Here is a 22,859-nt window from a genome sequence, read left to right on the forward strand (position 1 = left end):
ATTTGTTTAAGTATAACTATCTTGCCACTTAGGAATTTTAGAAGGTTGGTTACGAAGGCTTTGATTGATGAAAAGTCCAGAACACATTGTAGCGTTGACACTAGTGTTTGAAAGAGAATTTTATACTATGTGTTGATTAAACCATAGGGGTGGCGTCTTCGATAATTGTTTCAATCTCATCAAAAAGGATCGAGCATTCACCAATCCATTCAATGGGTTAGTCAACACTTTACTCATTCTTTTGAAATAGAAGATTTGGCGAACAAGGCTTGTATGGGAATCACAACCTTTCATAGACAATTTAAGTCTATCACGGGCTTAAGTCCCATTCAATTTCAAAAACAACTAAGACTTCTCGAAGCACGCAAACTTTTAACTTACAGTGGTTATTCTGTCACCGATGCAGCGTTAGACGTCGGTTATGAAAGCACCTCCCAATTCAACAGAGAATACACTCGGTTTTTTGGCGCTTCTCCTGCGCGTGACACAAAGAGATTAAAGGACATGGAAGTGGCGTAAGGTAAAATCACTTTTTTTAGAATGAACGAATGTTAACTAAGATTTAAAATTCGATCGGCATATAAAAAGACATTTCAACCGTGGAAAAGGAAATTTTATAACCATTTTGTGAATAAAATGGCCCACCTAAACCTAATCTCCAATTGATAGAACCAATGGGAATTTCCCAAAAAAAATAAAAACTCTTTGCATAGTTGGTTGAGGAATTGACTCTTCCGATTCCTAATGTTAACAAAGCATACAGTTCAAGCGGACTTAAATTATTTCCGGTAGTTTGTGCATAATATAAAGCTAACAATGGATTGATAGTTTTGGGGTTTACATCTCCCTTGATCAAAGTATAAGCTCCAAGCGCTTCTAAATTATTTCCATAAGATAAATTGGATAACAAATAAGCACGGTAGGGATCACCATCAATGTTTCCGTTATTTAATAAAGAATATCTACCTATGTTATCAATTTTTTCGTCGAGGTTTCTTCCCGCGCCGAATATCATTATGTTATTAAAATAACCATTTCCATCATTAAAATCTGCGGTGCCTTGTATGTTGACTTTTGAATATCCAAAACCAAACCCAATTCTAAATTTATCATTTCCTTTTTTGCCATAATAAATTGCAGGAAGTAACATGTGATAACTTCCATAGGTTTCTGTGCCTAAGTCTTGATTTTTATATTGTTTGATTGGGGAAGATCGATTGGATGAACCGGATTCTCCTTCACTTGAAGACATATTCGTAGCGGTAATGTCTGTTATTTTTTGTTTGGATTGACGAAAGTTTACGTTTCGATTGAGAATGAACAAACCCCAACTCTCTCCCATTTGCCATTCCTGCGATTTTAAATCATAAAGGAAGGAAAGATTTTGATCCATTCGTTGATCGTCCATCATGACCGCACGACTACCGGTCGAAGACACAATCGTCAAATCAGTTAAGTTCGCTTGGACTCCAGGATAAAATGTAAAGTATTTAGCACCATTTTCCTTTTTGAGAGAAAAATCTTTTTTTGTTTCTGAAGTTTGTTTTTGTGATGGAGGTTCATATATTGAATCGTTTTGAATCTGAATTCTTCGACCTTTTGTTTCTTCGTTGGATAATTTTGATCCGGGATTTTCGACTTTCTTCGCGTTGGCCGGTTCTTCTGCAAAGAGTGATAGTGAGAAACATAGAAAACAAATCAGACAATTTGTACGATAGAAAAAGGTCATCATCGGCAAAGATTTATATTCGATAATAATAAATCTATAACATTTTTGACGTTAGGTTATAAAAGTAAATATTAATTTAATCGGGATTATACTCTGTTTTAGCTAGTTTGTCCTATACTTGGTATTATGAAGATAAAGGGAATCGGAAACTTGTATTGGCTATGTTCTAACAGCTTGCGAAAAAGAATTTATATTTTATATAAGAGAGATGAAATGACTCAGTTCGTTTGACTTTACTTACTTCTCCTTTTGTTTTGTTTCACAATGTGCAGTTATGGAAAGGATACTTATATTTCCGGAAACAAGGTGATGTTGCGCGAAAAACCAAGTGAAAAATCTCAGCAATCAAATTCACGTGCATAAGTGTTACTTTGAATCCGTTTCTCAGCAAAATTCATTCGGCATAAAAAGACATTTAAACCGTAGATACGGAAATCTTTGTTATGATTCCCGTTGCAGAAATTTTTCCGAAAAGTGCAGCGACAGTCTCTGAATCTAAAGGGAAATGAGAGGCAGTTTTTTCTAATGTTACTCCGACCATCTCGCCTTTACTTAGTAAGTTGATAAAAAAATATTCAACGGGTTCTAAATTAAGAACATACATATCCGAGTTTTGTTTGTATAATAGAAGAAATTCTGGATTTTCCACATTGGAAAGGTCAGGCGGGTTAATTGATTTTCTGTTTTTCCAAATGGAATAGATAGAAAATTGATTTTGGATGAGTTTTACTGATTTACCGAAGAAGAAGATTGAATTTTCTAATTCGGATTGATTTTGGATATTAGCGAAATCAAAATGTTGATGTTCTTTCTCATGAAAACACTCCATAAACTGTATTTCAAACTCAGCTAATTCCTTTAGATAGGGAAATTCGGGATAAGTCTCCATTAAAAAAATGGGAAATGTTTCTCCGTAGTTGGATAAGTCATAAGAATTGTGATGCGATATTTTTATAAATTTTTCTAAAACGAATTCAAATAATTGATCGCCTAACGCAAAGTGGACAGCTTCGAAATTGTCGGCTAATACTTCCTTCAAGCGATATAAATATGCGTTTTTGTAAACGAAAATTACTTCTTCTACGGTTAAATTTTGGCAAGGAACTATTTGGTTTTGAAAAGGAATGTCCTTGTTTGTCAAAATACTGTCAGAGTAAAGATTCTGAAGTTTTTCTAGCTTCATTTTTATTTCCTCTTTTAACAATATTTCGCGCTTTGTTGATTTCTTCTTCTAACCTCTGAAACTCAGGAACATCCTCGTCCCATTCAATCATAATCGGAACATTCTCTGGAATGTAATCTAAGGATGTTTCAAATAAATTCCAGACTTCCTGATGTACTGGTTCTGAATGTGTATCGAAAAGGAAATTTCCCATATCCGTAAAACCGGCTAAATGGATTTGAGCTATACTTTTTTTGGGAATATTTTTTATGAAATCAATTGGATTGAATTGAAAGTTTTTTGCATTTACATAAATATTATTTATATCTAGGAGAAGTAAACATCCTGTTTTTTGTGTTAGTAAACTTAGAAACTCACTTTCACTCAATGAGGAAGAAGTATAGTTGAAGTATGCTGATATATTTTCTACTGCGATTTGTCTTTGCAGTTCATTTTGTACAAAATCAATATTATTTGAGATAATCTCAAAACTTTCTTCATTATATGGAATAGGGATTAGTTCATGCATTCTGATTCCATTTTGTTCATTCCAAGACAAATGATCAGAAACAAGAAATGGTTCTACTTTTTCTATCAGGCGTTTTAAATCTTTTAAGTAATTTGGATCAATTCCCTTTGCACTTCCGAGAGACATACCAACTCCATGGCAGGTGATTGGATAGTCCTTACGAATGGTTTCCAATACGGACATAGGTCGTCCTTCAGTGTTCATATAATTTTCACTGATGACTTCAAACCAATCTATGTCCGTATCTGGTTTTTCCAACAGATACGGATAATGGTCTCGCCTGAGACCAACACCATATACGGAAGTTAGATTTTCCAAGAATCTTAAGATTTTACGAATTTTCCGCCTTTTTCAGCACATTCTTTTTCAGAAGATCCTTTCCAACCTTGACCTTTACAGGAATTTTTTCCAGCGCAGGTATGTCCCTTTCCTCCGCAATCTCCCTGACCTTTGCAAGCGTTGATTCCGTGACATTCACCTTCTGCTTTTTCTGCCATTTGTGTTTTGGCGCTCATACAGGACGTAAAGGTAAGTCCAGCTAATGCTGCACCTAAAAGAATTCCGGATTTGTAATTCATAATAAACTCCTCGTTTAATTTGTATTTTCATTCGTTTGAAAAATAAAAAAGTTACATCTGCGAAAAAAAAATTTAGTATTTATAAATAAATTGATTTATGAACAGAAGATTTAGAAGGATGAAGAGTGTTGAAACTTTCCAAGAATAGGGTCTCATCGGAAGAGTTATCCGATTTGATGCGTTCTTCCCAAGAGGGAGATTCCACATCTTATAAGAAATTATTGGAAGAAATATGCATCATTCTAAGAGGAATTCTATCAGCAAAAATTTTTGACCCAGAAGATAGAGAAGATGTTCTTCAAGAAATCTTAATTGCCGTTCATCTTTCTAAACATACTTTTTTACCTGGTAAATCTTTTTTGCCTTGGTTGTCTTCGATTGCAAAATATAAGATAATCGACTACATTCGAAAAAAAGGACGAAAAAATAAAAGAGAGATCATCCAATCTAATGAGTATTTACCAGAGATTCAATATTTTCCTTCGCAAGATGATTCAAAGGAATATCTTGAAGAAATTTTGACCAAATTGAGTGAAAAACAAAGATTGATTTTTCGTCTTTTAAAGTTAGAGAAAATGTCTATTGCTGAAACTGCAAAAATTATGTCCATGTCTCAGTCAGCAGTGAAGACGGCAGCACATAGAATTTATAAAATCATTCGTATTCGTTCAGGAGATAAATTATGAAAACTGTAGAATTAATTGAGATCCTTACGAAAGAAAATCAGAAAGTTAAAGTTTTAAAAAATCCGCTCAATCGGTTTTTGATTTGGGTTTCCTTTTCATTTTTGAGTCTATTTGTAATTTTGTTTTTTACCAAAATGGTTCGAGGACAATATCATATTCCCCAATTTTGGGAATCAAATATTACTTTGGCAATTATGATAGTTGGTTGTGGCCTCGTTTTATTTAAACGAAACATTCCAGGCAACCATTCCCGATATGATTATGTATTTCACAATTTAATTATAGTTAGTTGGTTGGCTTTTTTGGTTTTTTCAGTTTCAAACTCTGAAAAAGGTTTGTTCACTTCTTTGTCAGATGAGTGGAAAAATCACGGGACGGGTTGTGTGGAAGTAATTCTTTTGATGACGCTTTTCCCTGTTTTTCTTTTAAATTTTTACCTAAAGAAAGGTTTTAGCGAACCTGCGATTCTTTTTCGATCATCCGTTTACCTCTTGCCTTTTGCTTTGGCCCAAATGGGAATTTCATTTTTTTGTCCCAATGAAAGTTCCATTCATATTCTCACTTGGCATACTCTAACTTTGATTCCATTTTATAGTGCGGTGTTTTTTTCAGTTCATAGATTTTTTTAACGCAATATTAATTTTGTAAAGATAAGAAAAAGTTGAGATTTGTGAATTGATTTTGTAAAATCATACTTGCAAGTTTGGCTTTGAAACCCAAATTTTATCCCATGTCTTCAACAAAACAATCTCTCTTTCACCGTTTCCTAAGTTTCTATTTTCGCCTACTTTGTATACTCGCCGTTGATTTGGTTGTAACTCTCATTAACGGACGAGTCTTGAGCCTTACCAGTATGTATGAAAAACCCGTCGTGACTTTGATCGGCATGGGTGTGATTCTTTTGCTTTTTTTCTTTTTGTTCTCCATTATCGATAGGCTAACGAAGATCGTTTTAAAGATCACCGTGGAAATGGGAAATCTTTTGGTCTTCCGTAAAACGGCAATCTTTCTTATCTTATGTGGGATCTTGTATGGAATCTATATGGTTTATTATCATACATGGTTCGGTGCTTGGCCTAAGATTCAACTGATTTGAATCAAATGAATCCATTTAACGATTATGGTGCATTGGAATTTCCGTATATGTGCCAGTAATCTCCCAATCATTTTTTCCATCTGGTTTCATCATAATTGCTCCACCACCCTTGGTCCACCAAACCAAGGTTTTGTCATCTGTATAACGAACTCCCGAGGCAGCCGCTCCTTGATTTAAGGTGACAGATTGCCCACTAGGAAATTTTAGAGTCACAGAGAATTCGCTTTCATCATTTGTAGGATTGTGATAAACAGCCGTGATCCTTTGGCCATCTGTCGCTTGGTAAACCACTTCGATTTCTTCGTAAGCGGGTGAACAAGAGGAAGAGAGAAGGCAAATAACGGCCGCTAGAGTAAAAAAAGAAATAGGGATAAATTTTAAGAAATAGGAAGTTTTCAAAGTGGCTTAAGTCTCCGTTTACTTTTCGACATCTCAGCCGTGCTGCTTTCAACACTCATCGCAAATTATCTGTTAAATGAAATCAGGAAATGAATACTAAAAGAAATTCCAATCAACTTTAGCTGAATAACTCGTGAAGGCGTTCGCTTCGAAAAGCACCCATGGATGGGTGCGGGCGGGAGGCTCTGGCCACGGAGGGCCAGGCAACCTCCGACCCGTCCTGCTCGAGGTCTCAGGCATCCTGCCTTCGACAGAAACAGCTTCACGCTCCCTATGGGTCGCTACTGTTTCTGACTCTCGCAGTCGTTCGACTCCCGTCGTAATTTATTTGTTAAATGAATATGGTTTTTAATTACTAAACTGAAATTCTGGAGACGCCGGGAGTCGAACCCGGGTCCTATCATCCTCAAATGCAGCTTCTACACGTTTAGTTTGCAAATAAATTTCGGAAAGACTTACCCTACAAACGGGGGACTAATTCCTATCCTACTTAAAGTTCAATCCGGTTCGAAGCGGGCAACAAATCCGAAAGGTCCTTAGAGAGGTGTCGGTTTCTTGGCCACCTAAGGAAACAGCCATGGAAACCGTAGAGCTTAAAATTAAGCTGCTAGAGCAAATTCGTTATTTGCAGTTATTGTTTTGAAGGTTTTTAAGAGGTCCCTCACCCCTACGTGCCACTGAATCCAAGCCAACAACAGTCGAAACCAATGTCGTCCCCAATTCTTACTACTTAGACGAGTAAAACTCAAGACTTAGAAAGGAAAAGCAAAAAAGGTTGAATTGGAGTTTTGGTCTGATGGAATGAAAGAATTCCCATGAATTTATCCATCCAATTTCGAATTACAGTCACTTTACTTTTCACATTCCTTACTTTTGTATCTTGCTCGCAAAAGGAAATCCCTTCCGATTCAGAAATTCGACAAGCAGTCTATGGTAGCGAAACGGGACAACAAATTCGTGTATTAGGCCAAAAACAGATCAATTTGGATGAAACTCCAGAAATGGAGACTTTAGTTTTGTTCCAATCTGGGAATAGCGAGGTTCTTGCCGCTTTCCGCAAAGATGGTTCTAGTTGGACTTTTCTTTGGAAGTTGGAATACTTTTTACAGAATTTAGGGGCGATGTTTTACGATGCGAAACTCAAATCTTGGGTTCCTGGATCTGCACCGGGAAAGGAAAAAGTTACCTTTGCAGGGGATTGCCTTCGTAGGATCGTTGTTGCCGAACTTCCAGGTGATAATTTTAATTCAGTTTTTCTTGAAGTTTTGTCCGAAGAACCACCGTTAGGTTTATTTTCTGTTCCGATGGGATACCGCAAAGGAAAAAAGATTTGGGATGGGTTTCAACTGAAAGAACATGAAGAACTAAAAAGAAGTAAACGTGTAGATTTTGAATACAATCAAAAAGACAAATCTTTGCGTATTTTTCCAACAAATCCAAATTACTCGCAAGAATTTGTTTTTAATGGATGGGAGATGATTCCAAACCTTCCTATGCAACCAGTTCCAGCATTTGTATCCTTGGAAGTGGCTCCGAAGTTTGAGGTTGGAAAGGAATCACTCGTAACATTACAACTTAAGAACCGTGGAAACTATGTTAGTTTAACATACCTATCGTTATCATTTCCGGAAGCTGGTTCTCTAAGGTTGGCAGGAGAAACCCAAGGAGTTCGCTTGTATAAAAAAGGTGACATAGTTTTTAATGTTGTCCAAAACAAAAAAATCCCAGCCGAATATCCTTTGTTAGAAGTTACAAAAGAAGGATGGGCAAATAACTTTCGTTATGGAATCAAGTTCTATTACACTCCGAAAGAATCGGTAACACCAAAAATTTTATTTCGTTCCACATATAAGTTCTATCATGAAATCGTTTCGATTCCGAATCAGTTTTCGATTGTACCTTTTGAACGCGACCAACAAGGATTTCCTTCTTATCTTTTAGGAACACCGGTAAACTAAGAGGAAATGAAACACCAACTGACTGAAGAAGTCAAACTTGCGAGAAGGGAAATTGTTCGAGTCCAAGTAGACCGGTTTCATCTTTATTATTTTGATTTTTTTCATAAGAATGAAACCATTGAGATGGCAAAATTCTTTTTTGAAACTGTTTATAACTTAGATGGCAAAGAAGAATGGGAAACACTTGCGTTTTCTACTTATGACAAAGTGAAAAATATGATGAAAGAAGGCACAAGGGAAAGTGTCGAACGATTGATTGAACTCAATACAATAACCGATGAACTAGACATCCAAATGGCGGAACTTCTACTTTCTAAAGGTTGGTTAGCTGGAAGAGAAATTAGTCAGGACGAATACTTTTCATTATTTTGTGAGTTGGACAAAAGAGAAATTCGAAAAAAACAATTAGAAGTTGTACTGTTTAATCTTAAAAAATTCTATGAATTGGCACATAAACCGGTAAGTGCTTATATCATTAAACCAGCATCAATGATGGCAAGATTACTAGGAGTGTATCCATTGTTTAAAAAAGTAGAACAAGGTTACTATGCAACTTTGCCGGTGAACCAGGATTTATTTAACGAATTCTATGCAATTGTTCAAAAAAAGGAATGGGATTTTTTATATAAGGCTTTCCCAACCCTCCAAGGGGAAACATGAGAAGACGTTCCAGATTTGTATCCAAAGAAGAAGAACATATAGAAGCACATGATCGTTGGTTGTTGACTTATGCCGATATGATCACCTTATTATTAGGATTATTTATCATATTGTATGCGATTAGCAAAGTTGATGCCAACCGCCTAACAGAAGTAGCAAAAGATATCAAAAGAGGATTTGGTTTAAATGTAAGTTCGGTTGGTGCGATTTTGGATGGAGGATCGGGAATCTTAGAAGACGACACTATGGAACCGAAGTCACAAGTGTTTCGTTTATGGGAACGAATTGGATTCGCATTAAAAACTCTTCGAGAAAAAGCAAAATTAAAACTTGGTCTTGCTGAAACTGAAGAACTTAAATTAACATTCGCGGGTTCTGATTTGGCATCGGATGATATATTAAAAGCCGATCCTGATTTAAAATTTGCTTTTGAACAATTGGCTGAATTATCCAAAGGAATGGACATTGATATAGTCGTTCGTGTGCAAATTCCTTACGAATCACAAATCGACAAATCGAAATTTCAAAATTCTTGGGATTACCATTCCCATAGGGCTTCTTTACTCGCAGAAAAATTAGTCAATGATTATGGCATCCCAAAAGAACAAATCTCTGTCCAAGGTTATGCCATGTTTCAAAAATCAAAAGACTCAGATACACCAGAAAAAAAAGCCAAAGAAGAACGAATCGAAATTTTAATTCGTAAAAAAGAAACTGCAGAAACGATCAAATAACAAAGGAAATCCAAAAGAGTTTATGAACTTACTTAATATAATATTTTCGAAATTGAATATGAAAAATGGAATTCGTATTTTCTTATCACTCTTTGTTTTAGTAACTGCTGTATCATGCAAAAAAGATAAAGGGATCATAAATGTAGAATGGCAGAATGAATCGTTAAGTTTAACATCTGAGATTTGTGCCAAGTACAGAGAGTGTGCTGATAAAGAATGGAAATCCATTCCAGAAAATTTGAAAAAATTTACTGAAGGTAGACTGGATGAAACGCAATGCCAAAAACGATTTCGTGAAAGTAATGCCTATAAATTGATAGGTGCAGATGCGTTAGCGATTCAAACAACATATAAAGAATGTCATAAACAAATCTTACAGTTTAGCTGTAAGGATTTAAAGGAAGGAAAGATCGAAACTGTCCCTACATGTGTGGCTTTTCAAAAGATCCAGAATGGTAACTAAATTTATCTGATTTGGGAAGGTAAGGACATGATTGAATCTGTCAAAAAACTGTCATTCGCTTTGTCATTTTATAGATAAATGTCATACGAATATCTCGCAAATAGACTTTCATGTGCGAATATGCGTCATTCGTATAGCCGCCTCCGGTACAGGTGGTAAATATACGCATTGCGCATAACATCCCGTCCATTCCTTGGATTTGTTGTCTGAGATCGTATATACGTAATGCAGATAAACGCTACTTAACTATGTTCTCGAATATACATGTCGTTATACGTAAGTTTTAAAAAATTAATGAAAATAATTGTTTTTGCTCAATTACTATTTTATCTCAACTGTAGCTACCTTCTTAAAGATTCCCAAAAAGAATCTGAAAATCTAAAGATAGAACAAGCTGCAGGAGAAAATATTAAAGTTTATAAGAAAATAAACGAAGAACATATTTTTACAATTGAGGAAGGTGAAATTTTCTTAATTCAAGATATTTCTGAAAATAAAGAATGGAAAAAAATTTATTTAGAAAATAAATCAGGATATATTTCGAATTCTAACATATTTTTTACTCTAGTAAATTCCAGCAAAAACATCTCTGATAAAAGCTTCGTAGTACACAACAAAAGTGGTGCAGTACTTTGTGAAAATATACCTAGAAATAGAAAGTGTTTAAAAAAAATTAAAAGTATTATTCATTTAGAAAAGATAAAATACATAAAGCCTTATCAAATAAATGACGGATCAGGAACTTGGCTTAAAGTAGAATCGGGCGGTTCTGTAGGCTTTATTAATCGTCTTGATTTAATTCCAGAAAGTATTTTTAATATAGAGCAAGTTGAATCCTTTAAAAGAGAATTTCAAAAAATTTGTTCTACGAAGGTATCCTATTTAAGTGAAAATACAAATATATGTTACTCATCTAAAATGTTCAACAATGGTGATGCTAGTGAAAATTGGAAAGAAAGGGTCTATTTCATGATTGATCATGATTCTAATGCTTTTGGATACGGACGAAAATACATTGAGACTTTTGGTGTTATCTTCAAAGTAGATTCAATACAGCAAAATATATTTAAAGTCTATTATTTAGATTTATTCGACTTCAGTGAAAAAAATATTGTGGTTGAAACAAACATTAAGAAGAAAATTTTATATGCACCTTTGCCAGAGACATTAATGCCAGAATCGTATAAGCGAGAATCTTCAGAAAAGATTGAATTTAAAACTGGGCTGAAATATTCTCAATAAAAGCCTGCAAATAAGCGGCGTTATTTGACAGTATTCTCAAAAAAAAGTCTAAAATTGTATAGTATTTGGTCATTCATTAAATTCATTCATTCGTAGTCACATAAATATTTCCTCTTCAATTCATATTGAATTTTTATTTCCAATACTATTTACTGAATAGAAATATCAAAAAAATGAATATTCGAAATTTAACAATACTAACCTTCAGTTTATTAAATCTATCTTGTAGTATTCCTACATTTATAGCAATTTCAAATTATACCAACGAGAAAATTTCCATTTCATTTTATCTAAAATTACCAATGAAAGAGGAAGATTTTAAAAAAGTTTTCATACAAGAAGATTCAGAAATAGGTTCAGACGATGTATCAATGAACTATCTAATTTCATTTCTAAAAAAATGGAAAAGCATACCATCAAGAAACATTCAAAATTACAGTCAGAAAATGAAAGCAAAACCACTTTCGGAGGAAGACTTTATCTTTGATCATGAAAATAATAAATTGACTCTAACAATTGATACATACACTGCTGTCCTTATATACGAAGGACATAATTTCGAAAATCCGATCTCAGGTTATATCTCAAGAATTTCGTTCGAAGATAAAAATGGGTCTATGACTTTTAGTAATAATTATATTAATTTTCCTTTTTCATACGAATCGGATTGCAAATGCACTATTTGGAAAATTAAATAAAGTATTACCATATGATAGTAGCTAATCGTTTCACTTCGGCCCTTGCTGCCTCGTTTGGTTTGTGACACATAGGTTTCTAGGATTCATTTGTATCTACAAACTACTTGCCTGTATACGTCGGTTAATCTATACTAATACTTGTTATGATAAAAAAAATATTGATTTTAACTTTCTTAGTTTTGTTTGTCGTCTCCGCATTATATAAGGCTTTAGATTTAGGACTCATTTGGTTTGTTTATCCTTCTGAAGAAAGGTATCCAATTAGGGGTATTGATGTATCCAATCACCAAGGAAGAATTGAATGGAACCAAGTGTCAAAAAAACAAATTTCCTTTGTTTATATAAAAGCGACAGAAGGAGGAGATTTTAAGGATAAATCCTTTTTATATAATTGGAAGGAAGCTAAGAAAGAGGGTTTTAAAGTGGGTGCCTACCATTTTTTTACATTATGTAGATCAGGTGCTGAACAAGCTGAAAACTTTATTCAATCAGTTCCTTTAGAAATAGATTCCTTACCACCTGTTGTTGATTTAGAATTCGATGGAAATTGTAAAGATAGGCCCAAAATTCAAAATGTCCAAAGTGAAATTTCTATTTTCTTAGATAGAGTTGATAGTTACTATAAAACTAAAACCATTCTTTATTTAACAAATGAATTCATGGAAAAATACCTTGGTGAACAGTTATTCAATCATCCGATATGGATTCGAAATATTTTTGTACATCCCAATACATTTTCTTCGATTGATTGGATGATTTGGCAATATAAAAGTACTGCGAGAATTGACGGAATCAGTGGCCCCGTTGATTTAAATGTTTTAAATGGTAATCTTGAAAGTTTGATACAAATGAATCATTCAAACTAAAGGCTTCAAATGATTCGAAGCCTTTAGCGAGTAATAGTAATACTCTTTTCATAAATTGGAATTAGTTGGCACGATTAGAGTGATTAGTCAACCGAACTGTTATCTGCTTTTTTAGTGAATAATTTCTTCAGAACACCTAAGGCTGCTACGGCACCAATGGCGATGACTTTCCAAAATTTAAGTAACAAAGCAAAAAATCCCGCTTTGGCCAAAACCTTTCCTGCGATCAGTCCACCAATTCCATAAGCTGCGAGTTTATCAATACCTGGTGAATAATCTGAGTATTTTTCTCCATCGTTAAACTCTGTGGATGCGATGATGGCTGGTATATCTTTTTGGACAAGGTTTAGTTTTTGGATATCAGAAATTGCATTCAATTCGAGAATCCCTTTCCTTCCTAGAATACGAATATTATAATTTAGCGTATTCACTTCGTCACCTTCGAATTTGATTTCTTTGGCCCAGTGGAGTTTTTTAGTATTTGCATCATAAAAAGGTTTGTTGGCCCATCCAACTAATTCTAAAGTAGGGTAACCTTCTTTTTTGCGATCTTCATTTCCTTCGGAAATATCTTCCTTCATGGATTTTAAAAGATCATCATAATTAATTTCATTGGCATCAGAATCGCTCACGTATCCGTCTTCTGAAAAGGCGTATGTGATCGCGTAAGTAAAATTGTCACTGATAGGGGACTGGTCTGCTTTAAAAAGCATTCCCAGAATTCCTTCATTTAGTGGGTTTCCCCATACATCATGTAAAACAAATTGGCTTTGTTTTGCGTCCAGGAATTTAAAACCTTTGGGAACATTGACGGTAGCAAGTTTATCTCCGATGGTGACGGAACCTGTTTGGTATTTTAGATTGTTAATTTGTTTAAGAACATCATCTTCTGCAGATAATGATGATAAAGAAATCAAAAGTCCGATCAGTAGTGTTTTTAGATTTTTCATAAAATTTACTCCTTAGTTTGAGAATTTGTGATATTGGCAGAAAAAGAATTGGAATACAATAACAACGGTCATTGTTAGATGGTGGTAATTTGATTACAATTTATTTTTATACACCACATAGGAAGATGTTAGTTTACCATGTATGGTTTGTTTAATCCGTCACTTTCATTTTGCCATTTGTTATATTTAGGGATTCAAACTTTACCATTTTAAATGGTGTTTGTCCATCAATGGTACCATCCACTTCGGCAATGAGAACCGGACGTTTTGCGACACGAAGGTCGATCATCAAAATTCCTTCTACTTGGTAATCGTTTCCGGTGGCACCGTCATCGACAATGTAAGCAAATGGAACAACTCCATCGCGTAGTTCTGGAACAAATATTTCATCATCTCCGTTGTCGATAATGTATTTATCCAAAATATTCTCTTCTTCAATATCACCAAACCGGTCATAGAAATCGATTTTTTTGTTTTTGCTCATTTGAAACCAATCAAAAAGACGAATGTTCTTTTTCGCTTTTTGATTTCCTTCAAATGGAATGGTGACATTTGCCGATTTGCTAAAAAGTTTTTTATGTTCCCCGATGACTTGATTGAATATGGTTTCAAATTGATTCATAGATTGATTTTTGATATAGTAGTTATTTTCCGTTTACAACAGATTCAATGTTAACGCTATTTAGGATCAGAAACGAATGCATCAAGATGTCTTTCCATTCTTCCTCAGGAAATTTTGGATGATAGATAAGGTTGATGGTAACTCTATAAGTTTCATTGGTATCTTTCATAAAATAAAAGGCATTTATCTTCGTTCCGAGCAATTCTCCGGGCCCCATTAGAATTTTTGTTTTTTCCGTTTTAAATGTAAGAAGTTCCACCCATTTGTTCACTTCGTACGGTGGGTTGCCAAAATCAGTAGCCCTTGATTCTTCCACTAAAGTTTCATACGATTTTAAAGATTCTGGTATGACAGATATCGCAATCAGTAACGAAAAACATTCTTTTTCTTGAATGCAGTCAGCTTTAAAGAAAGTGATGGGGAACTTATCCTTCATATGAAGGGAGTCGGATCGTTTTGCGATTTTGGGAACGGTAATGGACATCGCCTTTACTTTCTGAACTTCCGTGACGGAGAAATCAATTCCGCGAAAACTATCTGAAGTTTCCGATTCTGTAGCGAAAATAGCGAGGAAGGGGAGAATGAGTAAGGCAACGAGTAAAAGTTTGTTTTTCATTTTTTAGGATTCCGGTTTATTTGATTAACAGTCACCTAACGGATTTGTTGCATGGGAATAGAAAATTTTTAGACTTTTATTTTTGAAATATAGTTTATTAGACTATAATACTCGATCAAACTCCAGGGAATAAAAACACCTAACTTTGCGCACCAAAGATAAAATAGATTTTTTGTTTCAAATGGATTATTGTCAATGGGTAATAGTGAAGTTAAGATAAATGGGAACAAAATGAATGAAATACCAAATAGGGGCATAAAGGAGACATTCATATATAGGTATAAGGATTCGGTTTCTTCTTTTATATAGAACTCAGCCGAGTTAAGAAATCCGATAACGTAAGATTTTTTGATCCATTTTGGCTCAAAATTCGAATTTAAAATTAGAGTATTTTTTACTAAATCTATATCGCAATCAGTGCAATTTATAAGAACTTGTTTGCTTCTCATTAAAAATGCTTCCGTTTTATCTTTTGAAATGAATAGTTTTCTTTTGAATTTTACGGTGAAAGGTAGCATTTTGGATTGTTTTGTATTATGAATCAGGCCTCTTTGCTAAATGCTAAACCACATAATATTTGTTATGGTTTATGAAAATCCCTATATTACGTGCCGTAGCATTGAACCGATGGAGGCGGTTCTTTATGAATTTTCTTCCTTTTGCCATTCATCCGCAATTTCTTTCCAATTTAATTTCTGTTCTTTTGATCCAGTCCAAACATCCCAGAATTCAGGATCATTGGATTTCGGTCTATCCTTGTCTGCCAGTGTATTCATCTCAACGATAATCGGAATCGGTGCAGCCCATCCTAGAAGGATCGCTTTTTTTGTTGGAAGAATAGGTAACTCATTGAGAATACTTCCAAGATTATCGGGAACCAGTTTTTTTACCATTTCCTGATCTTTGTCGTTAACAAGTCTGTGAAGTAAAAAAGAATTACATTGAGATAAAACTGTTTGCGATAATTCAGATGGCCTTTGAGAAGATAGCATTAAGCCAAGGCCAAATTTTCTTCCTTCTTTGGCAATCTTTTCAAAGGATTGACTGCACAGTTTATTTGCTGTTATTTCATCGCTGTCACCTTCATAACGTTTTATAAAGTTATGTGCTTCCTCCACGACCAATGTCGTTGGTAGAATATTACCTGTCATTCTTCTATATCTTTGATGACCTTCGAAAATTACTCTCGATAAAACAGATACAATTACAAAAAGTATTTCTGACGGTAAAAGAGATAAATCAATGATATTTATACTTCCATTATCGTCATCGCTACCGATGTATTCACTCAGCCATTGTTCAAGAGTTGGTTCTTCTTTCGTTTTTGTCTCTATAACTGATGCAATCCTGGAGTCAGTTATAATGCTTCGAACTCGCATGATGAAAAAATCCATATATTGTTGCACATTATTTTCTTGTGAAAGTCTTTCAACATGACTCAGAAAATCTTCATTGGTAAAAAATACAGGACTATCTTCATCAGGTCCTTGATAAGTTTTTAATTCTCCAAAGACTGTCTGAGTATCTAAGATAGTATTAACTATTTCATTTAGATCAGCTAAGTCAAACGCAGGAAAATACCCAGCATTGTTTTTTTGTCTTCGACCTAAGATCGTATTTATTGAAGTTATAATACTTTGGATTTTTGTTTTTTGCGGCTTTTTTAAAGAGGCAGAAAGTATATTCAAGGAGTTTATAGAAGCTTGTAATAATTCACCAAGATTTTGCTTCCCTGGAAATCCAGCAATTGTATCTATACCTAACCTTTCAAAGTTCCTTAAAGATACAAGCAAACTTGTTATAAACCTCTTTGGTTTTATTAAACTATCATTCTCATCAAGTCTACCACCATAACGAACCTCTCTCAAAGTTTTTCGTAATAATGGTCTTTGAGTTTTACCACTTGCTTGTGCTATAGAACTCCATTCATAACTATTCCACAACCAACTAGGAACTTTTAATTGATTTACGTTTAAATTTTCGCCTGTTTTTTTAGTTAAAATTACTTGGAATTTCCGGACATTACATAGGCCATCAAAGGTATTGGTATATTCGCCATTTGGATCAAGTACAATAAAACGAGAATTTAGTTTTTTACCTTCCTTAAGCTCTTTTTGAGCTGCTTCAAGTGACCATCGTATAAGACCAGCAACTGAGCAGGATTTTCCGCTACCCGTATTTCCTAAAACTGCTATATGGCGACCAAATACGCGATCAGGATTTATATAAACAGGTGCATTTGCAGCCATTGAAGAAATACCAATTTTCACCTTTGCATAGCTATCTTTGTTTTGTACGATTGCCCTCAATTGTGCTTGATTTGGTACTACAACAATATCGCCAACGGATGGATAGCTATAAACGCCCCTCTCAATTTCATAATTCCCGTTAGCTTCTTTTAAAACACCTAACGGACTGATAGATAATTTTCTAAGAGGGAAAGGTAAATCGATAAGATCAAAGTCTTTATAACCTTTTCGTTTGGGGTACGGGGAATGTTCGATGCCAACCCATGAAATAATCCCTACCAAAGATCCCGATTCGTTAGGAATTAAAACAAAACCATTTACTTTTGGAAAAAGCTGTGGAACTCCAGTATTTATTGCCGTACTTTGAGGCGCATTAATCTCAAGTAAAACTTTAATCTCACGAGGAGAAATGAACTCAACCGTACCAATTGTCTGATTTCGAATATGATCAAACTCTTTATTCATTCAAATCATCATTTTTAGGAGGAATATCGAAACCTCTTTTTTCAACTATCTTCTGTTTCCTGTCGGAAATCCGATCTATCGCAGATTTTGGTAAATAATTTTCAGTTAAGGTTCGAATTTGTCCAAAATGATTACCGATAAGAAGCGTTATTTGTGAAAGATTGCATTTCTCGACAAAGTTTTGTATTCGACCATCGGCTTTATCAAAAGAAATAATAACCAAATGAGTAGAAGGTATGGTTATCATATCCAACAGTATTGAATTTATATGGGAATCACCAAATCCGTACCCATAGGTAACAAGAACAGAGTTAGGCCGGCAAGTTGCGGTTGAAAGATCTCTAAATAATTCTGAATATGGAAAATAAGCTGTATCAATCCCTTTGGCAGAATTAGGATAAATAATATATCTTTCATATGGATCGTTTTTATCTTCCTCTTTTAATTCTGTTCCAAAAGGTATTGGTTTTTTTTGAATTCCCTCATCATTTATACACCAATCCAATGAGCCATGAAGTTTTGTATACCTTACGACTCCCTCCACATAACGCGGTTCACCACGAATCCCTGGCGGATTATAATGGAAATCCAGCTCCATTTTATGCATTCGCATTATAGGATTTAATTTTCCGACAAACCGGTCTAAAGTATGAATCCCCGCAGAATCCAGTGTGTACTCGATGAACCGATCGTAATTCGTTGTGAAAATATTGAGTCGGTCTCTGGTTGCAGTTCGGCTGCTGAAACTTATTAAAAATCGTTTCAATAAAGAAATCGCCTCATTTCCTTCTTTGGCTTCTAAAACAGCCTTTTCATTCTTCAGTAGATTTTCGATTAAATTTTTTAGCTTATCATTTATCTCTTGTTCTAACGTATCAGCTTTAGCGTCTTGAAGTATTTTCAAACCCTTTAGTAATTCTATCGCTGTCCGTAGATCATCTTCAAAATTCGCACGACCCCTTTCAATTTTCTGTGCTTCAGTATCAGCATAATTCTTGATTCTTTCTTTTTCTGTCGTAAATTCTATTCTTTGCATTGCTTGTGGAGAGATCTTAGCTTCACTGCAAATACCCGTAGTAACCCCAGTGCCTAATAGTAAAGATAAATGTTCACTCTGAAAAACTGCTGTTAGCCATGGCTCAATTTTGGAACGTAACTGTTTTTTATCTGGAGAATCAGATCCTTCGGGTATTTCATTTGCGATAAATAGAATATGTTCATTTTTCCAATCTATTGAATCCACTTAATTATCTCCATAAAACCGCTTGTATTAATTCTTCTGAGGTGAGAAAGTTTTGGAAGCGGTTAACCATTGCTTGTTGTTCAGTCAAGAGAGTTTGTGGGATATAAAATAATAATCCCACCCACCCCCACCATTCCCCTCTCTCCCTCAAAATAATGCAATCAAACTATCGTTATCCTATCCCCCATCGAATCGCAACCGCCGCTATCGCCGCACCCACTAACGGGATTACCACTGGGAGCCATGCATATTTCCAATTGGAATTCCCTTTATTAGGAATGGGTAATAACCAATGGGCAATCCTTGGGCCTAAGTCACGAGCGGGGTTGATCGCATAACCGGTAGTTCCACCTAGCGAAAAACCAATGGCCCAAACTAGGAGTCCTACAAATCCAGTTCCCACAACACCGGTAGCACCACCGTTGAACGGAGAAAAGATGGCATGAATTCCTATGATGAGGATAAAAGTTCCGAGTCCTTCACTAATCACATTGGAGAGAGTGTGTTTGATGGCAGGTGATGTGGAAAATACCGCTAGAATCGTTCCAGAATCTTTGGTTTCTTTCCAATGGGGAAGGTAGTGCAAATAAACGAGAGTGGCTCCGAGGGCAGCGCCCGAGATTTGAGCGAGGCTATAAGGGAGAAAGATCGAAAAATCTCCGGTTTGGATGCAAACAGAGAGGGTAACCGCAGGATTCAAATGGGCCCCGGGGCTTCCCAAGGCCTTTGCAACCAAAACACCGAAACAGACCGCAAGGGCCCAAGCTGTGGTGATGGTGATCCATCCGCTGTCTTTTGCCTTTGACTTTTCTAATAAAACACCAGCAACCACACCGTCACCCAGTAGAATGAGAACAGCAGTTCCAAAAAATTCTCCAACCAGTTCCAAATTAAGCCCCCTTTGGCTTTTCGTAAGGACTTTATCTAAAGGGACATAGAACCAGCCGCAACCATTTTTGGACGAGCTTCCCTCCAATTTATTCTAGGATTTTCCGTTGAATCATAAATCGTGGGAAAATAGACCATGAAAGAAAGCGCACTTGAGTATCACGCTCGGTTTCCGAAAGGAAAAACCAAAGTAGTTCCGACAAAACCAACGGAGAACAGTTACGACCTGTCCTTGGCATACTCACCGGGAGTCGCTTACCCTTGCCTCGAAATTGAAAAAAAACCAGAACTCGTTTATGAATACACAAACCGAGGAAATTTAGTCGGGATCATTACCAATGGAACTGCTATTTTAGGTCTTGGTAATATTGGAGCTTCCGCTGGAAAACCAGTCATGGAAGGAAAGGCAGTTTTATTCAAAAAATTTGCCGGCATTGATGTGTTTGATATTGAAATCAATGAAACAGATCCTGAAAAATTCATTACGATTGTAAAAGCCCTCGAACCGACGTTTGGTGGTATCAATTTGGAAGACATCCGTGCCCCAGAATGTTTTCATATCGAAAAAACTTTAGATGAAAGTATGAAAATTCCTGTGTTTCATGATGACCAACATGGAACGGCTATCATCTCTACAGCGGCACTACTCAATTCATTAGAACTTACCGGTAAAAAAGCTGGTAACATCAAAGTTGTGATCAATGGAGCAGGTGCTGCGGCCATTTCCATTGCTGAGATGTTAACACATATCGGCGTCAAACATGAATCCATTTATATGTTGGATTCACGTGGTGTGATCAATCACAAACGAACGAACTTACATGAAACCAAGTTACCTTTTGTTCGTAACACCGATGCAGAAACTCTAGAAGATATTTTTCCAGGAACCGATGTATTCATCGGAGTATCTGTTGCCAATGTGGTAACAGAAGCTATGGTAAAAACGATGGCAGACAAACCAATTATGTTTGCTCTTGCCAACCCCGACCCAGAAATTCCTTATCCCGATGCCAAACATGCAAGACCAGACCTCATCATGGCAACCGGTCGCAGTGATTATCCTAACCAAGTCAATAATGTACTCGGGTTTCCATTTATCTTTCGCGGTGCTCTTGATATTCGTGCAAAAGTAGTGAACATGGAAATGAAGTTGGCTGCTGCTTATGCTTTAAGTGAACTCACAAAACTTCCGGTTCCTATCGAAGTTTCTGAAGCTTACAACGAAAAAGAAATTCGATTTGGTGCTGACTATATCATTCCAAAACCTTTGGACTCGAGAGTTCTTTACCATGTGGCTCCCGCAGTGGCAGAAGCCGCTGTCAAAACAGGTGTGAACCAGGTTGAGTATCCAGGCCGCGAGGCTTATGTAAAGTTTTTGGAATCCATCATGGCCCAACAACAAGAGCCAATCAGCGCTTTAGAAATCTAAACCAATCTAAATCCAACAAGCCGTTCATATGTATGGGACTGTTGTATTTAGATTCAAATCTTTTTCGTTTTGGATTTAATTTGATTTCGCTAAATTCACTTTCGCTTTAACTTTCAAATGATTTCATTCAGTTGGATTGAATTTTATTTGCAACCCAGCTATCAACCGCTAGTTGGCCACCACCAGCAATCATCAAAATCACTGCCATTCCTATGGCTAAGATATGGTATTCAAATCCTTCGCCCGCTTGTTGGTTGAACCAATTCATAAAAAACCCGTTTTTCCTCACATAAATGGCGGCTCCAATCATGGTAATCGCAATCCCAAACGAGGACAATCTTGTGAAAAATCCAAAGATAAGGCCCAAGGCCCCGAAAGATTCTGCCACAATGACTAAAAATCCAATGGCATAAGGAATCCCTTCCGATTTAAAAAATTCCAAAGTAGCGGAAAATCCATACCCTCCGAACCATCCGCATAACTTCTGTAATCCATGTGGAAGGATGACTAAACCTAAAACCAATCGCAGTAAGGTAAAAAACCAACTTGATTCTGTGTAGAATAACTTTTCTAACATTTTCATTTCCTTTTGTAAGTGTTGGTTGTATCTTACGGAAAAACGATAGGTTGGTAAATGGAGAGAATTGGATTTTTATGGTAGTTTTCGTTTCAGTTGTCTAAAAGTTTCGGGTGAACTATCCGTATGGCTTTTAAAAAATTTACTAAAATAGGAATTATCAACAAAACCCAATGTCAAAGCAATTTGATTGATATTCAAATCAGAATGAAGTAATAGTCGTTTGATTTCCAAAACCAATCTCTCTTGGATGATTGCCTTTGCCGATTTCCCATATTGTTTTTGGCAGAGTTGGTTTAAATTTCCTGAGGAAGTTCCAATTTGTTTTGCATAATAAGAAGTTGTTTTTTGGTATTTAAAATGATTTTCTAACAACCGGAAAAAATTCCATAATTTAGAATCGATTGAGATTTTGTCTGCAAAGGATGTATTAAATTCTTTCAGCGATTGTTGCAAAACCAACTGAATCAAAAGATAAGTCATAGAGGAATTGGATTTTGAATTTTTTTCACCGAGTAATCTTTCAAAATCGTTTTTGAATTGTTCTGCGCCTTCGACTGTTAGTTTAGAATTTTCATTTCCCAATTGGAAAAAAGGATAGTTTTGAAAACTGGTGACTTGGCCCCCATGTTCGGAGAGGTAGTCCGGATAAATTTTTAAAGCAAAACCTTTTACTGGTTTGGAAAAGATCCAAGAATGCACTTGGCCAGGTCTTAAGAAAAAAAGACTGTTTTCTGTAATCGTATGGGAGTGGAAGTCGATGGAATGAGTTCCTTCTCCTTCCATAAAATAGAATAATGCATAATAAGAATGTCTATGAGAACTATCAAAGGTTTGGAATCCATTGGGCAATTCTTCCAAACGACCGACATAAAAACTGGAATTTTGATCTTCACCATGAACATCAGTTAAATGAACCATGGGAATGTTTTTGATTTCGGTTTGTTTCTTAGGTGGTGAATTTAGCGTTTTCATTTCGGAAGTTAAATTAAAGTAACCATCTACCCACCAAAATCCAGA

24 protein-coding genes, 1 other RNA gene and 1 pseudogene are annotated in these 22,859 nt (G+C 35.6%); 12 read left to right on the plus strand and 14 right to left on the minus strand.

The window, feature by feature from the left end; translation table 11 throughout:
- Nucleotides 1-37 precede the first annotated feature (37 nt).
- Nucleotides 38-519: pseudogene (locus EHQ24_RS11970) on the plus strand (helix-turn-helix domain-containing protein); the annotation flags it as partial.
- 43 nt (nt 520-562) lie between these two features.
- Here EHQ24_RS11970 and EHQ24_RS11975 read toward each other — a convergent pair.
- From EHQ24_RS11975 to bufA2, 4 genes are all read right to left on the minus strand, one after another.
- Complete coding sequence (locus tag EHQ24_RS11975) at nt 563-1,732, minus strand: hypothetical protein (RefSeq protein ID WP_244310407.1); 1,170 nt, start codon at nt 1,730-1,732, stop codon at nt 563-565.
- A gap of 412 nt (nt 1,733-2,144) precedes the next feature.
- A complete protein-coding gene (locus tag EHQ24_RS11980) occupies nt 2,145-2,912 on the minus strand; it encodes an HvfC/BufC family peptide modification chaperone (RefSeq protein WP_135601835.1) in 768 nt (255 codons plus the stop codon).
- Entirely contained in the window at nt 2,878-3,738 is an 861-nt protein-coding gene (bufB, locus tag EHQ24_RS11985; protein ID WP_135601836.1) for an MNIO family bufferin maturase, read from the minus strand. The genes EHQ24_RS11980 and bufB overlap by 35 nt, the downstream gene beginning before the upstream one ends.
- Nucleotides 3,739-3,743: 5 nt before the next feature.
- Nucleotides 3,744-3,998: a BufA2 family periplasmic bufferin-type metallophore gene (gene bufA2, locus EHQ24_RS11990; protein WP_135601837.1), complete on the minus strand. Its 255-nt coding sequence runs from the start codon at nt 3,996-3,998 to the stop codon at nt 3,744-3,746.
- Nucleotides 3,999-4,126: 128 nt separating this feature from the next.
- On the opposite strand from bufA2, the gene EHQ24_RS11995 reads away from it, so the two are divergent.
- The 3 genes from EHQ24_RS11995 (at nt 4,127) to EHQ24_RS12005 (ending at nt 5,780) form a co-directional block, all read left to right on the plus strand.
- On the plus strand, nt 4,127-4,684 hold the full coding sequence (locus EHQ24_RS11995; RefSeq protein ID WP_244310408.1) for a sigma-70 family RNA polymerase sigma factor: 558 nt from the start codon (nt 4,127-4,129) through the stop codon (nt 4,682-4,684).
- Entirely contained in the window at nt 4,681-5,313 is a 633-nt protein-coding gene (locus EHQ24_RS12000) for an NrsF family protein (RefSeq protein WP_135601838.1), read from the plus strand. The genes EHQ24_RS11995 and EHQ24_RS12000 overlap by 4 nt, the downstream gene beginning before the upstream one ends.
- Before the next feature lie 101 nt (nt 5,314-5,414).
- On the plus strand, nt 5,415-5,780 hold the full coding sequence (locus EHQ24_RS12005) for a hypothetical protein (protein WP_135601839.1): 366 nt from the start codon (nt 5,415-5,417) through the stop codon (nt 5,778-5,780).
- Nucleotides 5,781-5,795: 15 nt separating this feature from the next.
- Here the strand turns inward: EHQ24_RS12005 and EHQ24_RS12010 are convergent, their stop codons facing one another.
- Together EHQ24_RS12010 and ssrA are read right to left on the minus strand one after the other, a co-directional pair.
- On the minus strand, nt 5,796-6,179 hold the full coding sequence (locus tag EHQ24_RS12010) for an MliC family protein (protein ID WP_135601840.1): 384 nt from the start codon (nt 6,177-6,179) through the stop codon (nt 5,796-5,798).
- A 366-nt stretch (nt 6,180-6,545) separates the two neighbouring features.
- Nucleotides 6,546-6,897: a transfer-messenger RNA gene (gene ssrA / locus EHQ24_RS12015) on the minus strand.
- A gap of 97 nt (nt 6,898-6,994) precedes the next feature.
- On the opposite strand from ssrA, the gene EHQ24_RS12020 reads away from it, so the two are divergent.
- The 7 genes from EHQ24_RS12020 to EHQ24_RS12050 all read left to right on the plus strand — a co-directional run bounded on the left by EHQ24_RS12020 (nt 6,995) and on the right by EHQ24_RS12050 (nt 12,800).
- Nucleotides 6,995-8,137, plus strand: coding sequence for an LIC13341 family surface-exposed protein (locus tag EHQ24_RS12020; protein WP_135601841.1), 1,143 nt, complete (start codon nt 6,995-6,997; stop codon nt 8,135-8,137).
- A gap of 6 nt (nt 8,138-8,143) precedes the next feature.
- A complete protein-coding gene (locus tag EHQ24_RS12025) occupies nt 8,144-8,797 on the plus strand; it encodes an FFLEELY motif protein (RefSeq protein WP_135601842.1) in 654 nt (217 codons plus the stop codon).
- Nucleotides 8,794-9,531, plus strand: coding sequence for a flagellar motor protein MotB (locus EHQ24_RS12030; RefSeq protein ID WP_135601843.1), 738 nt, complete (start codon nt 8,794-8,796; stop codon nt 9,529-9,531). Before EHQ24_RS12025 ends, EHQ24_RS12030 begins: the two co-directional genes overlap by 4 nt.
- A gap of 22 nt (nt 9,532-9,553) precedes the next feature.
- Nucleotides 9,554-9,994, plus strand: a complete 441-nt coding sequence (locus tag EHQ24_RS12035) for an LA_2478/LA_2722/LA_4182 family protein (protein ID WP_167483074.1) — start codon at nt 9,554-9,556, stop codon at nt 9,992-9,994.
- Nucleotides 9,995-10,288: 294 nt separating this feature from the next.
- Nucleotides 10,289-11,236 carry a hypothetical protein gene (locus EHQ24_RS12040; protein ID WP_135601844.1) on the plus strand — a complete coding sequence of 316 codons (948 nt, stop codon included), beginning with the start codon at nt 10,289-10,291 and terminating at the stop codon, nt 11,234-11,236.
- A 173-nt stretch (nt 11,237-11,409) separates the two neighbouring features.
- Nucleotides 11,410-11,934, plus strand: coding sequence for a hypothetical protein (locus tag EHQ24_RS12045; RefSeq protein WP_135601845.1), 525 nt, complete (start codon nt 11,410-11,412; stop codon nt 11,932-11,934).
- A 143-nt stretch (nt 11,935-12,077) separates the two neighbouring features.
- A complete protein-coding gene (locus tag EHQ24_RS12050; RefSeq protein ID WP_135601846.1) occupies nt 12,078-12,800 on the plus strand; it encodes a glycoside hydrolase family 25 protein in 723 nt (240 codons plus the stop codon).
- 83 nt (nt 12,801-12,883) lie between these two features.
- Here EHQ24_RS12050 and EHQ24_RS12055 read toward each other — a convergent pair whose 3' ends face one another.
- The 6 genes from EHQ24_RS12055 to EHQ24_RS12080 form a co-directional block, all read right to left on the minus strand.
- Nucleotides 12,884-13,750: a DUF2167 domain-containing protein gene (locus EHQ24_RS12055; protein ID WP_135601847.1), complete on the minus strand. Its 867-nt coding sequence runs from the start codon at nt 13,748-13,750 to the stop codon at nt 12,884-12,886.
- Nucleotides 13,751-13,901: 151 nt separating this feature from the next.
- Nucleotides 13,902-14,372, minus strand: coding sequence for a hypothetical protein (locus EHQ24_RS12060; protein ID WP_135601848.1), 471 nt, complete (start codon nt 14,370-14,372; stop codon nt 13,902-13,904).
- 22 nt (nt 14,373-14,394) lie between these two features.
- Nucleotides 14,395-14,988: a hypothetical protein gene (locus EHQ24_RS12065; protein WP_135601849.1), complete on the minus strand. Its 594-nt coding sequence runs from the start codon at nt 14,986-14,988 to the stop codon at nt 14,395-14,397.
- A gap of 641 nt (nt 14,989-15,629) precedes the next feature.
- Nucleotides 15,630-17,702, minus strand: a complete 2,073-nt coding sequence (locus tag EHQ24_RS12070) for an ATP-binding protein (protein ID WP_135601850.1) — start codon at nt 17,700-17,702, stop codon at nt 15,630-15,632.
- A complete protein-coding gene (locus EHQ24_RS12075; RefSeq protein ID WP_135601851.1) occupies nt 17,695-18,945 on the minus strand; it encodes an SIR2 family protein in 1,251 nt (416 codons plus the stop codon). Before EHQ24_RS12075 ends, EHQ24_RS12070 begins: the two co-directional genes overlap by 8 nt.
- Nucleotides 18,946-19,117: 172 nt before the next feature.
- Nucleotides 19,118-19,834 carry an MIP/aquaporin family protein gene (locus EHQ24_RS12080; protein ID WP_135601852.1) on the minus strand — a complete coding sequence of 239 codons (717 nt, stop codon included), beginning with the start codon at nt 19,832-19,834 and terminating at the stop codon, nt 19,118-19,120.
- A 135-nt stretch (nt 19,835-19,969) separates the two neighbouring features.
- Here EHQ24_RS12080 and EHQ24_RS12085 point away from each other — a divergent pair, with 135 nt between their 5' ends.
- The gene (locus EHQ24_RS12085) at nt 19,970-21,262 is read left to right on the plus strand and encodes a malic enzyme-like NAD(P)-binding protein (protein ID WP_135601853.1); all 1,293 of its coding nucleotides are present in this window, start codon (nt 19,970-19,972) and stop codon (nt 21,260-21,262) included.
- A 127-nt stretch (nt 21,263-21,389) separates the two neighbouring features.
- Here the strand turns inward: EHQ24_RS12085 and EHQ24_RS12090 are convergent, their stop codons facing one another.
- Together EHQ24_RS12090 and EHQ24_RS12095 are read right to left on the minus strand one after the other, a co-directional pair.
- Nucleotides 21,390-21,839 (minus strand): DoxX family protein, encoded by a 450-nt coding sequence (locus EHQ24_RS12090; RefSeq protein WP_135601854.1) that lies wholly within the window; start codon nt 21,837-21,839, stop codon nt 21,390-21,392.
- A gap of 75 nt (nt 21,840-21,914) precedes the next feature.
- The gene (locus EHQ24_RS12095; protein ID WP_135601855.1) at nt 21,915-22,814 is read right to left on the minus strand and encodes an AraC family transcriptional regulator; all 900 of its coding nucleotides are present in this window, start codon (nt 22,812-22,814) and stop codon (nt 21,915-21,917) included.
- Nucleotides 22,815-22,859: the final 45 nt, after the last annotated feature.

The sequence above is a fragment of the Leptospira noumeaensis genome, from assembly GCF_004770765.1.
Classification (GTDB): domain Bacteria; phylum Spirochaetota; class Leptospiria; order Leptospirales; family Leptospiraceae; genus Leptospira_A; species Leptospira_A noumeaensis.

Bases quoted from the DNA above. Each gene is read 5' to 3' on its own strand.
- EHQ24_RS11975 (WP_244310407.1), bottom strand. From the start codon at position 1,732: ATGATGACCTTTTTCTATCGTACAAATTGTCTGATTTGTTTTCTATGT.
- EHQ24_RS11980 (WP_135601835.1), bottom strand. From the start codon at position 2,912: ATGAAGCTAGAAAAACTTCAGAATCTTTACTCTGACAGTATTTTGACA.
- bufA2 (WP_135601837.1), bottom strand. From the start codon at position 3,998: ATGAATTACAAATCCGGAATTCTTTTAGGTGCAGCATTAGCTGGACTT.
- EHQ24_RS12000 (WP_135601838.1), top strand. From the start codon at position 4,681: ATGAAAACTGTAGAATTAATTGAGATCCTTACGAAAGAAAATCAGAAA.
- EHQ24_RS12005 (WP_135601839.1), top strand. From the start codon at position 5,415: ATGTCTTCAACAAAACAATCTCTCTTTCACCGTTTCCTAAGTTTCTAT.
- EHQ24_RS12020 (WP_135601841.1), top strand. From the start codon at position 6,995: ATGAATTTATCCATCCAATTTCGAATTACAGTCACTTTACTTTTCACA.
- EHQ24_RS12025 (WP_135601842.1), top strand. From the start codon at position 8,144: ATGAAACACCAACTGACTGAAGAAGTCAAACTTGCGAGAAGGGAAATT.
- EHQ24_RS12030 (WP_135601843.1), top strand. From the start codon at position 8,794: ATGAGAAGACGTTCCAGATTTGTATCCAAAGAAGAAGAACATATAGAA.
- EHQ24_RS12035 (WP_167483074.1), top strand. From the start codon at position 9,554: ATGAACTTACTTAATATAATATTTTCGAAATTGAATATGAAAAATGGA.
- EHQ24_RS12040 (WP_135601844.1), top strand. From the start codon at position 10,289: ATGAAAATAATTGTTTTTGCTCAATTACTATTTTATCTCAACTGTAGC.
- EHQ24_RS12045 (WP_135601845.1), top strand. From the start codon at position 11,410: ATGAATATTCGAAATTTAACAATACTAACCTTCAGTTTATTAAATCTA.
- EHQ24_RS12050 (WP_135601846.1), top strand. From the start codon at position 12,078: ATGATAAAAAAAATATTGATTTTAACTTTCTTAGTTTTGTTTGTCGTC.
- EHQ24_RS12055 (WP_135601847.1), bottom strand. From the start codon at position 13,750: ATGAAAAATCTAAAAACACTACTGATCGGACTTTTGATTTCTTTATCA.
- EHQ24_RS12060 (WP_135601848.1), bottom strand. From the start codon at position 14,372: ATGAATCAATTTGAAACCATATTCAATCAAGTCATCGGGGAACATAAA.
- EHQ24_RS12065 (WP_135601849.1), bottom strand. From the start codon at position 14,988: ATGAAAAACAAACTTTTACTCGTTGCCTTACTCATTCTCCCCTTCCTC.
- EHQ24_RS12070 (WP_135601850.1), bottom strand. From the start codon at position 17,702: ATGAATAAAGAGTTTGATCATATTCGAAATCAGACAATTGGTACGGTT.
- EHQ24_RS12085 (WP_135601853.1), top strand. From the start codon at position 19,970: ATGAAAGAAAGCGCACTTGAGTATCACGCTCGGTTTCCGAAAGGAAAA.
- EHQ24_RS12090 (WP_135601854.1), bottom strand. From the start codon at position 21,839: ATGTTAGAAAAGTTATTCTACACAGAATCAAGTTGGTTTTTTACCTTA.
- EHQ24_RS12095 (WP_135601855.1), bottom strand. From the start codon at position 22,814: ATGAAAACGCTAAATTCACCACCTAAGAAACAAACCGAAATCAAAAAC.